Consider the following 18504-nt stretch of genomic DNA (forward strand, 5'->3'; position numbering starts at 1 on the left):
GCGCGCACCGCCCGCAGTCGGGAGTACCTGCAATGCATCGCCGATCCCTGCCCCTGTTGCTCGCCGCGGCGCTGAGCGCCCTCGCGATGCCGGCGCTCGCCGGCAACGACGTCACCGACCCGGAATTGCCACGCAGCCTGACTGGCGACAGTCCGGTCGCAGTGCAGTGGACCGATCCCGAAGCGTTCTCCGATATCCGGCTCAGCGGCAATCGCTGGGAAGCGCGTCGCGGTGACTGGGTCGAGCAGATCGCCCGTTACGTGCGTCAGCGTGCGGAACGCGAACTGCCGGCCGGCAGCACGCTCGACGTGACCATCCGCGACATCCGCCGCGCGGGTATGTACGAGCCGTGGCGTGGCCCGCGCTTCGACCACGTGCGGATCATCAAGGATCATTACCCGCCGCGGATCGATCTCGACTTCGTACTGCGCGATCCCAGCGGCACCGTGATCGCCGAGGGTCCGCGCGAGCTGCGCGACATGGGCTTCCTCAACCGCGCAGGCTCTGCGATGAACAGCGATGCGCTGCGTTACGAGAAGCAGCTGATTGACGACTGGCTGCGACGCGATCTGCGGCCTGCGATCGCGCAACGCTGACGTTGCATCCATTTGAACAGAGCCGCGCAGTCGCGCGGCTTTTTTGTGCGCGCCCGGAGCGGAGACAGGAAGGCCACGACGGTTTTCGCCTCACGCAAGCGTCGTACGGCCGGCATGCCGCGCGCCGGACAGTCGCCAGCGCTACGGTCTGACTGTCGCTTCGGCGCTGGCTTCGGCTTCGGCTTCGGCTTCGGCTTCGGCTTCGGCTTCGGCTTCGGCTTCGGCTTCGGCTTCGGCTTCGGCTTTCAGCCTTTGATCTATCGAGCCGTAAAGCGAGCCGAGCATTCGCAGGGCGTTGGGGCCAAAGAGCAGCCCATGTCTGAGCGCAGCGAGTTTGGGCTGCGTGCCCCGTCGACCGAGAAGCGCAGGGCACCGAGCCGGCGCAGCCGGCTCGGATCGCGTCCGGCGACGGCGTTTTTGCTTACTTTTGGCAAGACAAAAGTAAGCCGCGCGACAGCGCGGAAGCCCTGTCTTTCGCAAGAACGCTGATCGCGCTCAACAGCGAACACCTCGCGGATTCCGATTCAAATTCTGTGTTCGGATTTAGAGCCGAAGCTAAGCAGAGCGATGGATCAATTGCACGGCTTTCGCACGCTGACGCGTGCGAGTTCCTTTTTGACCGGCCAAAAAGGAACCAAAAAGCCCTTTCGCCGGACGCGATCCGGCACGGCTGCGCCGCGCCGGTGCCCTGCGATGCTCGGCTCGCTTTACGGCTCGATACGTCAAAATCTGAAAGCCAAAGCCAGAGCCAGAGCCAGAGCGAGAGCGAGAGCGAGAGCCACAGCCACAGCCACAGCCAGAGCCAGAGCCAGAGCGAACTGCCCACCACAGACCAGAAGCAGACAATGCATCTGGCGGATGGCGGGAGAGCAGCGACACCGGCCCGCAGCGGGCAAAAAAAAAAGCCACGTGCGAACACGTGGCCTTTTCGATCGGGCAAACGACGCGTGATCCCACCACGTCAGCCACAGCCTCCGATGCATCGCACCGGAGGCCATCGGCAATCAGCGCACGACGCTGAGGAAGTGCATGTGGCGCTGGTACTGGTCGAGCACGTCGTGGATCAACTCGTCCTTGCGCCAGCCCATGACGTCGTAGTCCTGCCCGCCTTCGCGCAGATGCACTTCGGCACGGTAGAAACGGTCGTCATCGCGACGCTTGCGGCGCGGGTCCTCGAACGTGAAGCTCGGCGGCTCGTACGGGATCGGACGGACCGAGTAGAAGAAGTCCATCTCCTCGCCGTGACCGACCTCGACCCACACACGGCCGTCTTCGCCATCCTCGACGCGCACCACGAGATTCTGCTCGCGCAGTTCAGCGGCCACGTCTTCCAGCGCCGGTCGCACCTGCGCCGACAGGAACGCGAGCACTTCCTTCTGCGGCGGGTTGTGCGCCAGTGCGCGCAGGCGGACCTTCCAGTCGCCGCCACCGCCCACGCCGACCGGCGCGATGCGTGCGTCGCGCATGCTGGTGCGCTTGACCACTTCCAGGCGCATCGCCCGCACCATGCCCCAGCACATCAGGATCATGACGATGGTGAACGGCAGGGCGCTGGCGATGGTGGCGGCCTGCAGCGCGCCCAACCCACCGGCGATCAGCAATGCGATCGCGATCACGCCGACGAGCAACGCCCAGAAGATCCGCTGCCACATCGGCGATTCCTCTTCGCCTTTCGAAGACAGCATGTCGATGACAAGCGCGCCTGAATCGGCCGATGTGACGAAGAAGAACACCACCAGAAGCGTCGCCACCCCAGAGGTGATGTTCGACATCGGAAGGCCTTCGAGGAACTGGAACAGCGCGACCGAACTGTCGGCTGCGACCGCCTCCACCAGCGCTGACGATCCGTCCACCATTACCGAGTAAAGCGCGCTGTTTCCGTAGATCGTCATCCACAGGAAGGTGAAGCCCAGCGGCACCAGAAGCACGCCCACGACGAACTCGCGGATCGTGCGGCCGCGCGAGATGCGCGCGATGAACATGCCGACGAACGGGGACCACGCGATCCACCAGCCCCAATAGAACAGCGTCCAGCCGCCCAGCCAGCTGGCGCGCTGATCGTAGGCATACAGATTGAATGTCATCGAGAACACATTCGAGATGTACATCCCGGTGTTCTGCACGAAAGCCTGCAGCAGGTACACCGTCGGGCCCATGACCAGCACGAAAGCCAACAAGGCAACTGCAAGGATCATGTTGAGTTCTGACAGCCGGCGTACGCCCCGATCCAAGCCGCTGAACACAGATCCGGTTGCGATCAAGGTGATCACCGCGATCAGAATGACCTGCGTGGTCGTGCCTACAGTGAGGCCGAAGAGATAATTCAGGCCGGCGTTGATCTGGATCACGCCGAAACCCAGCGAGGTCGCCAGACCGAAGATCGTGCCGATCACCGCGAACGTGTCGACGGTGTGGCCGATCGGGCCGTGGATACGCTTGCCGATCAGCGGATACAGCGACGAGCGGATGCGCAGCGGCAGACCATGGCGGTACGCGAAGTACGCCAGCGACAGCGCGACCACGGCATAGATCGCCCAGGCATGGATGCCCCAGTGGAAGAACGTGATGCGCATCGCCTGGCGGGCCGCGTTGACCGTTTCGGCGTCACCGACCGGCGGATCCGCGTAATGCATGATCGGCTCGGCCACGCCGAAGAACATCAGGCCGATGCCCATGCCGGCCGCGAACAGCATCGCGAACCAGGTCATGTAGCTGTAGTCGGGACGGCTGTGGTCGGGACCGAGTTTCAGCTTGCCGAAGCTGCTGATCGCGATGCCGACGATGAAGACCAGGAAGCCGGCGACGGCCAGCACGGTGAACCAGCCCGCGTCCTCCGCCACCCAGTCCTTGGCATGACCGAACAGCGTCTCCATGGCCTGCGGCGCGACGAACGACAGCAGCACGAGCGCGAGCACGAGCAGCGCCGAGGGATAGAACACCGGACCGAGAATGTGCGAGTACCAACGGGATGGCGGTGCGACCGGATCGACGTCCGGACGCACGGTGGGATCGTTCATGGAGAGTCCTCATTTCGGGGCGAGGCGGCGATCGGGAGCCTGCTCCAGATGCCGCCGTGCCCAGGTGAACGCCGCCCGCAGGCCGGCGATGCAACGCAGACCCGGGCCGCAGGGGCCCGGGCATGGATCAGAAGTAGAAGCCGATATTGACGTTGAGCCGCGAATGCCAGCCGTCGTTGGCCGGATCGCGCACGCCGATGCCGGGGCCGCCGGCGAACCACATGTTCTTGCCTGCGATCCAGTCGACGTAGGTCAGCATCACGCCCTTGCCGAAGCTGCAGCCGGTGACGTTCTGGATGGAATCACGCAGACCCGGATCGCCGCCCACCGGCAGCGTCGCGCTGGCGTTGTTGTAGCAGGTGATGCTGTCGAACCAGCCGGTGCGCTCCATGTCGTACGCGACGTTGAACGTCGGCACGTCGGCCTGCGACGCGATCTCGAACGGGAACATGAAAGCCGACATCGCGATGCGCGGCTCGGGATTGTCGTAGTGGTAACGCGCCCACTGCGCCTGCAGCGTCAGCGGACCCCGCACCCATTGCCCGTGCACCGCACCGCCGGTGTGGTCGTGCTTGCCGCCGTCGATGCGGTTCTCGATGCGCCCGGCGAACGCCGATGCGCCCCAGGTCGTTTCCCAGCCGTTCGCGTTCGCCTCGCCGGTGTGCTCGTAGCGCACGATGCCGCGTTCGCGCTCGCGATAGGGCAGATCTTCGGTGGTCGCAACGTCGAACGAGTACCGGTCGAAGTTCGCGCCGGTGCCGTATTCGTCGCCGAAGAAGACACCCGCATGCCACTGGTGCGCGCCGGACTGGCGCTGCCACACCACGCCCAGGTCGTAGTCGTCTTCCAGGCCAAGGTAATAGCCGGAGCCGAACCAGAAGCTGTGGGAGGCCGTGGGCAGCAGGCCGAACGGCACCTGCTGGATGCCGGCGCGGATGTCGGACGTGGCGCCGCCATCACTGCCGTCTTCAAGCTTCCAGCCCGAGTAGGCGTGATGCACGGCGTCGAAGCCGTCGTACCAGCGGTACTGCAGGGAGAAGAAGGCCGGACCGGCGTTGCCGCGCGCGTCGATGCGTGCGAGTTCGGGCTCGAAGCCGCTGCTTGGCCCGTAATCCAGCCAGCCGTAATTGAAGCGGACCGCGCCGCCGAGTTCGAAACCGGGTGTCTCGTCGGCGCTTTCTTCAGCCGACACTGCGGGCGCCGCAGTCACGAAAACACCACACAACAACCACTTGAAACCGCGCGAAATCACGACGGGTCTGCCCTCCTCGATAAACTCGTAAATGCAATGCAGACCGACCATCTTAACGATTTCTGCACAAACCCCCAAACCAGCGACGATTCGAAACGGCAGAAAACGGCTTGAAAACATGGGTTTTCACGCGCCCATAAAAATGCAACGCGCACGCGCCTCCGTTCGCCGGACAAGACGTCTGCAGGCGAAGGCACAGCGGGTCAACGGATTCGATGGCCGGGCGCAAAGCCCGATGCATGCGTCACCGCATGCGCCGGCTATCATCCCTGAACGGCGATGATGCCGATGTGCAGGCGCGGTCATGACCGTCTATGTCGACGATGCGGTCCATCCCTGGCGCGGTGAGCGCTGGGCGCATCTGCTCGCCGATACGCTGGATGAGCTGCATGCCTTTGCTGCCCTGCTCGGCATCCCCCGGCGTGCATTCCAGGATCGCGCCAGCGGCGCGCATTACGACGTGACCGCCGCGATGCGCGAACGTGCGATCGCACTGGGCGCGATGCCGATCTCCCGTCATCGCGACCGCACCCTGGTCCGCGCGGTCATCGCGCAGGCGCGGCGCCAGGGGCGCGGCGAAGCGTCGTGAGACGTCGACGGAGGTGATGCGGACGCGGCGCAGCGGTATCCTGCGCGCACATCCGCTTCCAGCCTTCATCGCCATGTCCGATACGCCGCCCGACCGCCTCTGCAACGACCCGCGCAGCCCCCACTACGACGAGACGGCGATGAACCGTGGCATCGGCGTCCGTTTCAACGGCACCGAGCGTCGTGACGTGGAGGAATACTGCATCAGCGAAGGCTGGATCCGCGTGGCCGCAGGCCGTGCGCTCGACCGCCGGGGACAGCCGTTGACCGTGAAGTTGCGCGGCACCGTCGAGCCCTATTTCCACCTCGACGCCTGAGTCACCGGCCATCCGTGCGCATGCGCACGGATGACGTCAGTCCTGCATCGCGCGCCTGACGAGGGCGCGCAGGCGACCTCCCGGGCGACGTAGCTGCACGCACGCCACGTCGATCCACATGGCCGGTACGCACGATCCCTCCGCCAGCCGGATCAACGGGCGCGACGACAGCGCACGCCGGCGACTCGCGGTCCGCGATGTCCAATAGCCGATCACGGGGACCGCAGCCGAGGCTTGAAGTCTCGTGTCGTTCGCGCCGCAATCGCGTACACGTGCCTGCATCCGCCGGCACGTGTGCAACGCAGTCGCGTTTCAGTCGATCAGCCGCAGATAGTGCGCCAGCTGGTCCGCGCGCGTGCGCAGTCGCACCAGAACCGCCTCACCCGATTCGAGATTGTCGACCTGGGTCGCGCCGTACAGCGTCGCCTCGAACTCGGCATCCTGCGACGTGGACGCGTGCCACGCCGCCTGCGATGCCGCCAGTCCGGTGCGACCTGCCGCGTCCAACGCGGCATTCAACGCGGCGAGCGTCCTGTCCATACGCTGCTGCTGCACATCTTGCTCGTCCGACATGCAGGCCGCGTGTTCGATCGCATTGCGTGCGTCGGCCTGGCAGGCGACATACGTCACCGACGAGGTGGACGCGCCGGCAGCATCCTGCGCGGAGGCTGACGCCACGGCGGGCGCCGCGAGTGCCGTCATGAGCAGGGCGGCAATGCCGCGTGCGGTGTGATGTGCGGATACGTGCACTCGGAGTTCCTTGCAGTGAGTGGAAGGCGCCTGCGCGCCATCCGGGCATGTTGGCGGAATGTCGGGCGCGATGGAACGATCGACGACGGATGCCGCGCGACGTGCGACCTGTCAGGCGTCCTGATTCGGGAGGCGACGATCGGAGGCGAGTCTTCGATCCGGGAAGGAGATCGCGATGCCCTGACTCCGGCGATCGGTGGACAGATGACGTCGATCGCTTCCGCTGCGGCGGTCGCGGTCGCCGGCTGTGGCATCCGCGGACAGGCCGGCATCCGGATCTGCCGCCGTCTGCAATGCCATCGCACGGGCGTCGGAGCCGGACCCCGCGAACGCACCGACGACGCCGTTGCCCGCAGGCTGCCGGCTGAGGCGGCGCAACTCCCGGCCGATGACCTCGTAGCACTCGCAGGCGTGTTCCTCCAGGCCCACGCGGTCCAGCACCTGGATGAGTCCACGGCTGTAGCGGATCAGACCCGCCTTGTGCAGTTTGTTGGCCGCCAGGGTCACGCTCTCGCGGCGCACGCCCAGCATCTGCGCGACGGACTCCTGGGTCATCCGCAGTTCCAGGCGCGGCAGGCGGTCGAGACTCATCAGCAGGCGCCGGCTGAACTGCTGGCCCAGTGTGTGATGGCGATTGCAGGCCGCCACCTGTCCCATCTGGGTCAGCAGGGTCTGCGCATACCGCAGGAACACCTGCTGCAGGGCCGGCACGTCGGCCAGGTACTGTCGCAGCACATCGCTGCGCACTCGATACAGCGCACCGCCGACATGCACCTGCGCGCGCAGCGGCATGCTTTCACCGCCCATCACCAGCGCCACGCCCACGACGCCGTCGTTACCCACGAGCGCCGCCTCGGAAAAGTCGCCCGACTCCATGACGTGCAGCAGCGACACCAGGCAGTCGACCGGAAAGTAGACGTTGGGCATGACGTCGTCGGGCTCGTGCAGGACCTGGCCCGCCTTGACCTGGATGCGCTCGATCCGCTCCAGCACCGACACGCCGACCAGGGCCGCGATCTGTCCGAGCAGACGATTGCCCGCAGCGGGACCCGGCCCCGCAGTTCTCTGGTCTGTCATGCGCTTCCGATCCCCTGGTGCGTAGGCGCACCGCTGGACCGCGTCCTCGCAGAGGTTCTGCAACCTGTGCCGAGAGCGGGATCCAATCGTGAACTTTCCGATCAGGGTCATGTGTACGACGGCGCACCGACAACGTCAAGCGGCCGCCCTAGCTTGGCAACACGCCACGCGCGCCGTCCTAGCGATCGCACTTGCACCCGCGAGGACCGGCGTCCGTCGTGCAGCTTCGGGAACGTCATGCAGGTCGCGATGTCGTGCTCCGCTGCCACCGGATCGGTGCCAGCGATCACGCCAGGGGAAAACGTGCGTGTCACACGGGGATCGAGTCCATGTACGGGTGACCGTCCGTGCGGTCGAAGCCCTGCCGCAGTACCTCGCTACGTCAGCCCATCCGCCTACGGAGGCGTTCCGATGATCAGGCCACGCACCAACCCCGCGACCAATCGTCATGGTCTGACGTTCTGGGGGCAATGGCTGTGTGGCATCACCCTGGTGAGCAGCGTCCTCTGCTATCTCGCCATCGAACACTTCGGTGAAGTGCCCGCCGAGTACGGCCTGCTGGTCGCGCTGACCGTACTCGGCTCGGTGCCGGCCTACATGCTGCTGCGGGTGTATCACAAGCGCTACAGCTACCTGCCCGGCCTGCTGCATCTGGCCGCAGGCTGGGCAACCCTGCTGACGGGGCTCGCGCTCATCCTCTTCGTCAGCCAGAGCAGCACGCTGTTCTCCCACCGGATCATGCTGGAGTGGGCGCTGCTCGGATTCGTGGCCCAGGCCGTCGCCTTCGTGCCGCTGCGCTACTTCGCCATGCTGCATGCGCGCAGGCTTAACCGGGACCGCACGGCGATCATCATCGGCTGCAGTCCGCGCGCCTACGACCTCGCGGAGCGTCTGCACCGGTCCAACCGCATCCCGCTGGTGGGCATGGTGCCGCCCGATCCGGATGCGCCGACGCGCGATGGCCGCTTTCCGGTCTTGGGCCAGCTGCCGGACCTGCGCGCGATCACCGAGCAACATGCGGTGCGCCGGGTCTACATCGCGGTGACGCTGGATGAAATGGCGAAGATCGAACAGCTGTACCTCGGGCTGCTCGACATGAGCGTCGACGTGGTCTGGATTCCCGATTTCGGCAGCATGCCGTTGCTCAACCAGTCGATCGCACAGATCGACCAACTGCCTGCGATCTATCTCAACGAGGCACCGCTCAGCTCCCACCCGGCTGCCGTCTTCAGCAAGGGCCTGATCGACCAGGTCGTCGCCGCGCTGTCGATGCTGGCCTTGAGTCCATTGCTGGCGGCGACCGCCGTCGCCGTCAAACTGTCATCGCCGGGGCCGGTGCTGTTCCGGCAGCCGCGACATGGCTGGAACGGCGAGGTGATCCACATCTTCAAGTTCCGCTCGATGCACGTGCACGACGGTGGCGAGGTCCGCCAGGCCACCCGCCAGGACGATCGCGTGACCCGCGTCGGGCGTTTCATCCGCCGCACCTCCATCGACGAACTGCCCCAGCTGCTCAACGTGCTGCGCGGCGAGATGTCGCTGGTCGGGCCGCGGCCGCATGCAGTGACCCACAACCACTACTACTGCGACAAGATCCTGGCCTACATGGCCCGCCACCGCATCAAGCCCGGCATCACCGGACTGGCACAGGTGACCGGCCATCGCGGCGAGACCGAAACCGTCGAGAAGATGCGCCAACGCGTCGAACAGGACCTGGCCTACATCAACAACTGGTCGCTGTGGCTGGACATGAAGATCCTCATGAAAACGCCCTTTACGTTGTTCTCGCGAAACATCTACTGATCCCGCCGCTGGCGACACGGGCATCCGCCGCCGCACCGCGCATCGCGACGCCGGTGCAACAGCCCCATCGCTCACGCTTCAAGCAAAGGTCTGCTGCATGCACATCACTGTCGTGGGAACCGGGCTGGCGGCGTTATGCCTGATGCCGGTCACCACTTTCGCCCAGTCCGCGTTCTCGCCGTTTGCGGGCGTGAGCGTGGAACACGATTCCAATGTGTTCGGCTTTCCGGATCGCGAGGCGGCCGAGCGCGCCACCGGCAGCCCGGCGTTGTCGGACACGATCCGTCGCGCGAACGTCGGTGCCGACCTGCAGCACACCTTCGGCCAGCAGACGCTGCGCGTGGGTGTGCAGGGTGGACGCAACGATTTCCAGCGGTTCGGCCAGCTCGACCACACCCACTATCGCTGGGGCGCGGGTCTGGACTGGCGCCTCGGCGATCGTGTGGACGGGCAGCTGGGCTGGCGCCGCGAACAACGCATGGCGTCGCTCGCGGACCGCCAGAGCACCGAGCTCGCGCTGGAACACGAACGCATCGGCACGGCGGCGCTGAATCTCGACGTCGGCGCAGACTGGCGACTTGAAAACACCGTCAGCAGCCGGTTGCTGGAATCGCCTCTGGTGGACCAGCCCGACTTCGCACTGGAAGAGGACAGTGTCAGCACCGAGCTGCGCCACAGCGGCTGGGGCCTGTTCACCGCCGGACTGCGTGCGCAGTATCTCGATGGCCGCTTCACCGGCACGACGCTGGGCGAGGAACCTTTCGACCAGGTCACCGTCGAGGCGGTCGCAAACTACGCGGCGAGCGGCCTGTCGCAGTTGAACGCGCGGCTGGGCCACAGCCGCCGTCGTGACCGGCTCGACGCCGGCAACGACACCTCCGCGGTCACCGGTCTGATCTCGATGGAGCGGACCTTCAGCGGTGTCACGTCGGCCGATCTCGAACTGTTCCGCCAGATCAGCTCGTTCGCCTACGGGCCCGACTCGATGATCGAAAGCGGCGTCCGCAGCAGTCTGCGGTGGCAGCCGACGTCGAGAACCACCGTCCAGGCCGGGCTGGAATGGAGCCGGTATACGTTCCAGGACAGTGGGCAGTACGGGCAGACCGGAGAGCCCGTGCGCCACGACCGCCAGCGCTCGGCCTTCCTCCGCGCCCAGTACGCACCGCGGCCGTGGCTGAGCCTGCATCCCTACGTGCATGTGCGCGATCGCAATTCCAACTATGCCGAGCAGCGCTACGACAAGTACGTCGTGGGCCTGGAGGTCCGCATCCGGTTCGGCCGCGCCCTGCCGACCGAAGCGATGGACCGCCGCTACTGAGCGCGTGGACGCGCGGCCTGATCAGGCCGGGGGAAATCGGAACGATTCGACGCGCGGACAGTGAAGACACTTCGCTGATCGGGCGTGGGCGGTGCGCCGGCAGCGCGCGCATATGCCTGCGCACGAACCGCGTACGTCCGTCAGACGCCAGCTGCAGCGGGGGCGTCATCGGACGCATCCGGCGCGATGGCCTCGCGGTCTGACGCAGGCATCGGCGGGCAGCGCCGCGAAGTACGCACACGCGCACGACGACTGCATTCCCGACCGCAATCTGCCGGCTCAGGCCACCTCGCGCGTTCGTGGCTGCGACACGCTGACCGCCCGCTCGGACAGTCGCGCCTTCAGATGGTCGGCCAGACGCAGGGCCAGGGCCACGATGGTCAGCGTGGGATTGGCCTGGCTGGACGTCGGAAATACCGCTGCGCCCGCGACATACAGATTCTCCATCCCGTGTACGCGGCCATCGCCGTCGACCACGCTGGAACGCGGATCGGTGCCCATGCGCGCCGTGCCGATGTGGTGGCCGCCGTAGGCGCCGTAGCGCAGCATTTCCGCTTCCACGGCATCCGCGTCGTAGTCGAAGCGGCCGACGCCGCTCTCGTGCACGTCGCGCGCCAGCACCGCCAACGCGGTGCGCACGGTATACACATCGCCTTGCGAGTGACGCCAGTCCACCATCAGTTGCGGCATGCCGAGCGCATCGCGCGTCTCGCACAGGGTCACGCGACTGTCGCGATTGGGCTGCTGCTCGGCATGGAAATCCACGCTGAACCGGTTCGCCTTCGGATGCACGATGATCGACGGAAACTTGCGCGACGCCAGTTTGCGAGCGGTGAACAGGTGCCAGCCGAACGCGGCCGTGTTCGGCAGGTCCGTAACCAGGTTGCGCAGATGCGCCCACCAGGTGCGGGCATCCACGGCCGCGTCGCCGTGCAGCCGCATGGCGTACTCGTAGGGAATGAACGGCTTGGCCAGATACAGCAGGGACAGCGGGCCGCAGCGGTGGGCGGGATCGGTGATCCGCGGATGGTGCAGGCGCGCGATGAAGTTGCCCACGCCCAGGCGGCGCTGGCTCAGGGCCGACAGGGCGAAGCGGCGACGGCAGTAGATCCCGTCGGCATCGCGCGCGTAGCCGTGATGCACCGACGACACCGGTCCGTTCAACACCATCGACCCGATGGTCCCGGCCAGGTGGGACATGTAGTAACGCCCCACCACGTCATGCGTGTTGCCGATGCCGTTTGCATGCACATCGCGGCTGGCCAGCAGCAGACGTGCGACCTCGAGGCCACCCGCGGCCAGGACGAAACGCCGTGCCCGGACCCGCATCCGCTTGCCGGTCAGCGTACTCACCTGCACCGCGCGCACCTGCGTGCCGTCCTCGCCGACGTCCAGCTGGGTGACGTTGGCATGCAGCAGCACGCGCACGTTCCGCGCCGCCTGCAGACGCGGCGCGTAGCGCGTACCGAAATCGGTGGGGCAACTGAAACGCTCCAGCGCATCGGTGTCGAAATCCCGGCTGCGGAACCCGTCGATCAGAGGCGGCAGCGGGCGCGCGAACGCGGTATCGGCCGAATAGGCGAACCGCCCAGCCTCGCACAGCACGTTGGCCTGCGGGTAATAGTCCATGACGTCTTCGAAGACGATGGGCCAGCCGCTGTGGGGCACATGCGCGCGGGGCATGAAGTCGATCGGATCGAAGGGCACGCAGCGTCCGCCCCAGAGCGTGGTCGAACCGCCATAGCGGCGCACCCGGTAGCGGTCCGGCGGTGGATGCAGGGCGCTGTCGTACACCTGTCCGGCGTACAGCGCCTGGGTCTCCGCTTCCTCGTGTCGTCCGCCCGCTTCCAGCAGCAGCACGTCGTATCCGCTGTCGATCAGCTGCAACGCCAGCGTGATGCCGGCGGCGCCCGCCCCCACGATACAGACGTCCGCACTCAGGGCGTCGCCGGTTGCGGCATCCAGATCCAGTGCGTCGAGAAACATGGCTCATGCTCCGTGCGGTGTCCCGCCACCAGGACCTCGCGCAGTGTGTGGGCGACCGCGGAGACGGTCTGTACGACGGCTTACAGAGCACAGCGCGCGCCGTTCTGTTTGACGCCATACAGACGGCGCCAGCGCAGGCGACTAGCGTGCGAGTGACACCGCCGATGACGGCGATGCGAACCGGAGATCATGCATGGGTGTCGAGCAGTCGCTGCAGGTCGAGCTGGCCCATCGGGATCAGGGCGCGTCGTCTGCCGCACGGATTCCCGAGCGGCGCGTCCGCTCGCATGGTCCACGCAGCGCCGGCGGGGTGTCGCTGACGACCGGTGCGTCCGACGACGGGCACATGCCCTGGCATCTGGACGACTACACGCTCGACACGTTCGTCGCAGTGGCCGCCCATTTCCACCCGGATCATTACGCCTACGTGGTCACGCCCAATGTCGATCATCTGATCCGCCTGCACGAGGACATGGCGTTTCGCGGGCTGTACGCCAACGCCGGCTTCGTGCTGCTCGACAGCCGCTTCCTGGCGCACCTGTTGCGTCTGGTCCGGGGCGTGACGCTGCCGGTGTGCGCCGGCAGCGATCTGGTCGCACGCCTGTTCGCGGACGTGATCCGTCCTGACGATCCGCTGGTCATGATCGGTGGCTCGGCCGAGCAGGTGCGCGTGCTGAGCGCGCGGTACGGACTGCGCGGACTGGTGCACCACGATCCGCCGATGGGCTTCATCGACGACCCGGCTGCGGTGGAAGCCTGCCTGCGCTTCATCGAAAGCCACAGCCCGTTCCGTTACTGCCTGCTGGCCATCGGCTCGCCCCAGCAGGAGATCATTGCGCGTCGCCTGCAGGAACGTGGCCGTGCGTGCGGACTCGCACTGTGCATCGGTGCGGCGGTCCAGTTCCTCACCGGCATCCAGAAGCGCGCGCCGCGCTGGATGCAGCGCAGCGGGCTGGAGTGGGCCTACCGGCTGACGCAGGAACCCGCGCGGATGGCCCACCGCTATCTGGTGCGCGGCCCGCGCGTCTTCAGCCTGCTGTCGCGCACCGATGTCGTGTTGCGGCCGGCCCGCGTGTCGCCGTCGGGCGCATCGATCGCCGACATCGATGTGCCGCACCCGCGGGCTGCCGGACAGCGGCTCGATCGCAGGCGCGCCCACGTCGGGCAGCCGGGCGGCAGCTGACACGTCCGACCCGGACGTCGTTCATCGCACCGGCGACCCGGGAAACCGGGGGCGCGTCCGACATCCGCCGTCCGGACACGGCCACCGGCATTCCAGAACTACAGGCTCCCCTGCTGCCGTCCCGCCCAGTGCCGGCGCAACAGCGCCATCTTGTCCTCGCGCACCTGGAGATCCGCATCGAGGATGCCGCCGGTGCCGTCGCTGTTGGGCGTGTAGCACCAGTAGAAACTGCTGCGGATGCCCGCGCCCTGCAGGTAGTCGACCAGGGCGTCCTGCCACGCCACGTCGCGGGGATCCGCGCCCGGACCGCGACCGTAGTGACCGCCCCATTCGCCCAGGATCACCGCATGGCGCGGATGGAACTGGCCGAACAGCGCCTGCCAGTGCGCGGCCAGATTGGCCGGATAGTCGGGCGCGTCGAAGGTGGCTTTTCCGTAGACGTCGGGGCCATAGGTGTGCGGGCTGAGCACCAGCTTGTCGGCGCGGATGTCCAAGGGCTGGTAGGCCTGCGGCTGCAGGTTCTCGCCATAGTTCATCGGGATCGTCGAATCCTCCACGCCGTCCCAGTTGCCGGTGATGCCGGCGACGAACACCAGCAGATCCGGGTTGGCTGCCAGCACCGCGGCGGCGGCCTTCTCGGCGGCAGGTTTCCACTGGGGCGCGCGATCGGCGCGACGCGCCCCCGCCGTCCAGCGCACGCTGCCGTGCGGCTCGTTGTAGAGATCGATGCCGATGAAGCCGTCGAGGTGCGCGTAGCGCGCGGCGACGAAAACCAGATCGTCGATCCAGTCCTGCTCGGTGTAGGCGCGGCCGTGGTACATCAGCGCGAAATCGGCCGGGGTGTCCACGAACCAGGTCGGATACTGCCGCTGGGCCGACACGCTGTGGAAATCCAGCAGCACGTACAGCCCCTGACGCTCGGCTTCCGCCATCCACAGGTCCAGGACCTGCAGCGGCGTCTTGCCGGCGAGTGGCTGGTTGCCCGGACCGCCCAGCCAGCTGAGCTGGTCCACGGGCGTGGTCACGTGCAGCGTGTCGGGCACGAACGGCAGACGCACCGCGTTGAAGCCCAGCGCCTTGATCTGTGCGATCTGGTCTTTCCAGTCCATCTTCCACAGGAACTGCGGTTGCAGGATGGGCGCGTTGAAACCGAAGTGGTTGATGCCCCGAAGCTGGACCGGCCGACCCGCGCGGTCGTGCACCTGACCCGCGCGGACGTGATAGCCGGACGGCGGCGGCAGGGTGGCGGCTGCGGATTCGACGGGCGCCGGCGGTGCGGCCGCGCCCGCCAGTAGCCACCACCCCAGCGCCAGCAGGCACGTGGCGCCCAACAGGGTCTTGCTCATCTGAACTCTCCAGCAGCGCTCGGTGTGGCGGACACCGCGTCGTCCGCACACTAGTGCGTTGTGCATTGCGCCATCGGTCACGCAGCGCACAGACGAGGGCATCCGACTCTCCGACCATGCCGCCCTGGCGTCCCGTTCCTTCGGTCGCCGGACCTTGCCGGTGCAATCCAGCACCGTTGCTCCACGGAGATCGGCCGCATGCTTACCCGCCCGCGCGAACCGACTGGCAGCCGGCCAGCGTCCGCAGTCGCCACCCTGCTGTGCCTGCTGGCGCTGTCGACCCCCGGACTGGCGCAGTCCACGACGTCCGATGGCGTGGTGCCGCCCGCGCTGTCCGGTGCTGCGCCCGGCGACGGCGTCGATCCGCTGCTGCAGCTGGGCCCGGGCGATGCGATCAGCATCAAGGTCTTCGGCCGGCCCGAGCTCGACACCACCACCTACATTTCCGATGACGGCACGGCGCCGGTGCCGCTGGCCGGTTCGGTGCAGGTCGGTGGCCTGTCGCCTGCGCTGGCCTCTGCACGCGTTGCCGACGCGCTGCGGCAGGGCCAGTTCCTGGTCGATCCCCAGGTCACGATCTTCCTGGTCCAGTTCCGCAGCCAGCAGGTCTCGGTGCTGGGCCATGTGCAGTCGCCCGGGCGCTTTCCCATCGAATCCCGCGTCTCGGTCTTCGACCTGATCGCCCAGGCCGGCGGCACCACGGAGGATGGCGCGGAGGTGATCTATCTGCTGCGCCCGAACGCGGACGGCGTGATCGAACGCCACGCGGTCGACCTGCGCGCACTGACCGAGGGCAATGCCCTGCAGGCCGCACCCAAGGTGCAGGGCGGCGATTCGATCTTCGTGCCGCGTGCGGGCCAGTTCTACATCCACGGCGAGGTGCAGACGCCGAACATGTACCGGCTCGAGCCCGGCATGACCGTGGTGCAGGCGCTGTCGCGCGGCGGTGGCGTGACCCAGCGGGGCAGCAGCAATCGCGTGGAAGTCCGCCGGCGCAATGCCGATGGCCAGCACGTCACTTTCCGTCCGGAACTCACCGACCTGGTGCAGGCCGACGACGTGATCCTGATCAAGGAACGGATCTTCTGATGGACAGCCAGCCCCTCGCCACCCTGCCCGAGCCCGACCGGCATCCGTCGTCAACTGCGCTCGGCGCGTCCTACGTGCCCCGCCACTTCGTCCATCCCGGGCTGTCGCTGTGGCAGCTGCTGGCCATCGTCTGGGCCTGGCGCAAGGTCACGCTGGCCGTGGTCCTGGGCGCGCTGCTGCTGGCCCTGGCCGCGTCCAAGCTGCTGCCCAAGACCTACACCGCGACCGCCACGCTGATGGTCAATTACGAGATCTACGATCCCGCCGGCGGCAAGGAATTTCCGATCGGTCTGCTGGGCAGCTACATGGCCACCCAGATCGAGCTGATGCGCAGCTCCGAGGTCCTGCTGGAGGTCGTGCGTCGGCTGTCGCTCAACCAGGACCCGCGCTACATCGCGGGCTTCGACGGCAGTCCCGACCGTCTCGACGAATGGGTCAAGTCGAGGCTGGAGCGGAACCTGGTCATCGAGCAGGGCCGCTCCGGCAGCCAGCTGATCCACATCACGTATTCGGCCAACCGGCCCGCCGCCGCGGCGGCCGTCGCCAACACCCTGGCCGAGGTCTATGCCGAACAGCAGCACACGCGCCTGACCGGCCCGGCCCGCGAGCGCGCCGACCGCTATACCGAACAACTCCAGGAACTGCAGGACAAGGTTGCGCGTGCGCAGGAAGCGGTGACCGCCTACCGCGCGCGCAACAACACCATCGACCCGACCGCGAAGATCGACATCGAGATGGAGATGCTCGGCACGCTCGAGCATCGCCTGCTGGAAACCCGCAACACGCGCCGCGCGGCGGAGTCGCAACTCTCCAGCGACCTCTCGGTCGGCGACCAGGTCTTGAACTCGCCGCTGGTGCAGACCCTCAAGGCGAAGCTCGCGTCCGACAGCGCGCGTCTGGCCGAGCTGAGCGCCACGCTCGGCCCGCGCCACCCGCAGCTGATCGAACTCGCATCCCAGGTCCAGCACAGCCGCCGCGCACTCGACGCCGAGACGGGCAACTACCGGCGCAATGCCAGTTCGACGGTCACCGCCTCGCGGGATCTGGAGAACCGGCTGCAGCAGGCGGTCGATGCGCAGCGCGAGAAGGTCATCGCATCGCGCTTCCAGCAGGACGCGCTGGGCAAGCACGAACTGGAACTGGAGTCGGCGCAGTCGGTCTACCGGCGCGCGCTCGAAGGCTACGACCAGATCATGTTCGCCTCCGGCGGGCACTACACCAATGTGCGTTTCGTCGGCCCCGCGCCTGCGCCCCTGAAGCCCAGCAAGCCGAACCTGCTCAAGAACCTGGTGCTGGCGCTCGGCGCCGGCCTCGCGCTGGGTCTGCTGGGCCCGCTCGGCTACGAGCTTCTGCTCAACCGCCGCGTGCGCTGCCGTGACGATCTCGAGCGCGATTACGACCTTCCCGTGCTGGGTGAGTTCACCAGCCTGCCGGCCCTTCGGAGCTGACCATGAGCGAGATGATGGACGCCTATACGACGTTGCCCGAAGACCCCCCGGCCGTGGATGACGCGCCTTCGATCCCGCCCGGCCACGCCCTGGTCGGTGGCATGGCGCATCCGGGTCTGTCGCTGACTCCCGTGCATCAGCCGCACGCGCCGCGCAGCGAGCAGATGCGCGCACTGCGCACCGAACTGATGATGCGACGCGAGCGCACCAACAGCGCCGAGATCGTCACCCTGCTGAGCCCGGGCTGCGGCGAAGGACGCTCGCAGCTGGCGGCGGAACTGGCCATCACGTTCGCGCAGCTGGGCCGGCCGACCCTGCTGCTCGATGCCGACATGCGGCATCCGCGCCAGCACCTGCTGTTCGATGTCGACAATCGCCACGGCCTGTCGCAGCTGCTGGCCGAAGGCCAGGCGCCGCGCCTCTATCCGGTCAGCGGGATGCCGCATCTGCGACTGCATACCGCCGGATCGCCGCCGTCCAATCCGGTGGAACTGCTGTCGGGCACGGCCTTCGAAGAGGCGCTCGCGCGGTACCGCCAGGACTACGACTTCATCATCATCGACACGCCGCCGCTGGACACCTACGCCGACGCGCTGGCGGTGATCAGCCTGACCCGGCACAGCCTGGTCCTGACGCGCGCCCAGCACACGCGCTATCGCGACACCCGGCAGATGCTGCGCCGCCTGACCGCCGCCCGGGCGCAGATCCTGGGTTCGGTCATCAACCACTTCTGA

General features: G+C 67.1%; 16 protein-coding genes. 10 read left to right on the forward strand and 6 right to left on the reverse strand.

Annotation, left to right across the window (positions count from 1 at the left end; translation table 11 throughout):
• Nucleotides 1-32: 32 nt before the first annotated feature.
• Complete coding sequence (locus AC3A5K_RS15775; protein ID WP_487618507.1) at nucleotides 33-596, forward strand: DUF3016 domain-containing protein; 564 nt, start codon at nucleotides 33-35, stop codon at nucleotides 594-596.
• A gap of 12 nt (nucleotides 597-608) precedes the next feature.
• A complete protein-coding gene (locus tag AC3A5K_RS15780; RefSeq protein WP_487618508.1) occupies nucleotides 609-1085 on the forward strand; it encodes a hypothetical protein in 477 nt (158 codons plus the stop codon).
• Between the two features lie 515 nt (nucleotides 1086-1600).
• Here the strand turns inward: AC3A5K_RS15780 and betT are convergent.
• Together betT and AC3A5K_RS15790 are read right to left on the reverse strand one after the other, a co-directional pair.
• Complete coding sequence (gene betT / locus AC3A5K_RS15785; protein ID WP_487618509.1) at nucleotides 1601-3613, reverse strand: choline BCCT transporter BetT; 2013 nt, start codon at nucleotides 3611-3613, stop codon at nucleotides 1601-1603.
• A 127-nt stretch (nucleotides 3614-3740) separates the two neighbouring features.
• Nucleotides 3741-4805, reverse strand: a complete 1065-nt coding sequence (locus AC3A5K_RS15790) for a hypothetical protein (protein WP_487618510.1) — start codon at nucleotides 4803-4805, stop codon at nucleotides 3741-3743.
• A 364-nt stretch (nucleotides 4806-5169) separates the two neighbouring features.
• Between AC3A5K_RS15790 and AC3A5K_RS15795 the strand changes: the two genes are divergently transcribed.
• The gene (locus tag AC3A5K_RS15795) at nucleotides 5170-5454 is read left to right on the forward strand and encodes a DUF4031 domain-containing protein (protein WP_487618511.1); all 285 of its coding nucleotides are present in this window, start codon (nucleotides 5170-5172) and stop codon (nucleotides 5452-5454) included.
• Between the two features lie 73 nt (nucleotides 5455-5527).
• Nucleotides 5528-5770 (forward strand): DUF3297 family protein, encoded by a 243-nt coding sequence (locus tag AC3A5K_RS15800; RefSeq protein WP_487618512.1) that lies wholly within the window; start codon nucleotides 5528-5530, stop codon nucleotides 5768-5770.
• 312 nt (nucleotides 5771-6082) lie between these two features.
• Here AC3A5K_RS15800 and AC3A5K_RS15805 read toward each other — a convergent pair whose 3' ends face one another.
• Nucleotides 6083-6448 carry a lysozyme inhibitor LprI family protein gene (locus tag AC3A5K_RS15805; RefSeq protein WP_487618513.1) on the reverse strand — a complete coding sequence of 122 codons (366 nt, stop codon included), beginning with the start codon at nucleotides 6446-6448 and terminating at the stop codon, nucleotides 6083-6085.
• 183 nt (nucleotides 6449-6631) lie between these two features.
• Nucleotides 6632-7597 (reverse strand): Crp/Fnr family transcriptional regulator, encoded by a 966-nt coding sequence (locus AC3A5K_RS15810; RefSeq protein WP_487618514.1) that lies wholly within the window; start codon nucleotides 7595-7597, stop codon nucleotides 6632-6634.
• A gap of 411 nt (nucleotides 7598-8008) precedes the next feature.
• Here AC3A5K_RS15810 and AC3A5K_RS15815 point away from each other — a divergent pair, with 411 nt between their 5' ends.
• Both AC3A5K_RS15815 and AC3A5K_RS15820 read left to right on the forward strand, forming a co-directional pair.
• Nucleotides 8009-9400: an undecaprenyl-phosphate glucose phosphotransferase gene (locus AC3A5K_RS15815; protein ID WP_487618515.1), complete on the forward strand. Its 1392-nt coding sequence runs from the start codon at nucleotides 8009-8011 to the stop codon at nucleotides 9398-9400.
• Between the two features lie 97 nt (nucleotides 9401-9497).
• The gene (locus AC3A5K_RS15820) at nucleotides 9498-10718 is read left to right on the forward strand and encodes a hypothetical protein (RefSeq protein ID WP_487618516.1); all 1221 of its coding nucleotides are present in this window, start codon (nucleotides 9498-9500) and stop codon (nucleotides 10716-10718) included.
• A 279-nt stretch (nucleotides 10719-10997) separates the two neighbouring features.
• On the opposite strand, the gene AC3A5K_RS15825 is transcribed toward AC3A5K_RS15820, so the two are convergent.
• Nucleotides 10998-12704 carry an FAD-dependent oxidoreductase gene (locus AC3A5K_RS15825; RefSeq protein WP_487618517.1) on the reverse strand — a complete coding sequence of 569 codons (1707 nt, stop codon included), beginning with the start codon at nucleotides 12702-12704 and terminating at the stop codon, nucleotides 10998-11000.
• Between the two features lie 193 nt (nucleotides 12705-12897).
• Here AC3A5K_RS15825 and AC3A5K_RS15830 point away from each other — a divergent pair, with 193 nt between their 5' ends.
• A complete protein-coding gene (locus tag AC3A5K_RS15830) occupies nucleotides 12898-13887 on the forward strand; it encodes a WecB/TagA/CpsF family glycosyltransferase (RefSeq protein WP_487618518.1) in 990 nt (329 codons plus the stop codon).
• Nucleotides 13888-13985: 98 nt separating this feature from the next.
• Here AC3A5K_RS15830 and AC3A5K_RS15835 read toward each other — a convergent pair whose 3' ends face one another.
• Nucleotides 13986-15233, reverse strand: a complete 1248-nt coding sequence (locus AC3A5K_RS15835; protein WP_487618519.1) for a glycoside hydrolase family 5 protein — start codon at nucleotides 15231-15233, stop codon at nucleotides 13986-13988.
• 198 nt (nucleotides 15234-15431) lie between these two features.
• Here AC3A5K_RS15835 and AC3A5K_RS15840 point away from each other — a divergent pair, with 198 nt between their 5' ends.
• Genes AC3A5K_RS15840 through AC3A5K_RS15850 form a run of 3 tightly spaced genes read left to right on the forward strand, consistent with a single transcriptional unit; the run spans nucleotide 15432 to nucleotide 18504 of the window.
• Nucleotides 15432-16322, forward strand: coding sequence for an SLBB domain-containing protein (locus AC3A5K_RS15840; RefSeq protein ID WP_487618520.1), 891 nt, complete (start codon nucleotides 15432-15434; stop codon nucleotides 16320-16322).
• Complete coding sequence (locus AC3A5K_RS15845) at nucleotides 16322-17770, forward strand: Wzz/FepE/Etk N-terminal domain-containing protein (protein ID WP_487618521.1); 1449 nt, start codon at nucleotides 16322-16324, stop codon at nucleotides 17768-17770. The genes AC3A5K_RS15840 and AC3A5K_RS15845 overlap by 1 nt, the downstream gene beginning before the upstream one ends.
• Before the next feature lie 2 nt (nucleotides 17771-17772).
• Entirely contained in the window at nucleotides 17773-18504 is a 732-nt protein-coding gene (locus AC3A5K_RS15850) for a CpsD/CapB family tyrosine-protein kinase (protein ID WP_487618522.1), read from the forward strand.

The organism is Luteimonas sp. Soil_C_5 (assembly GCF_057656615.1).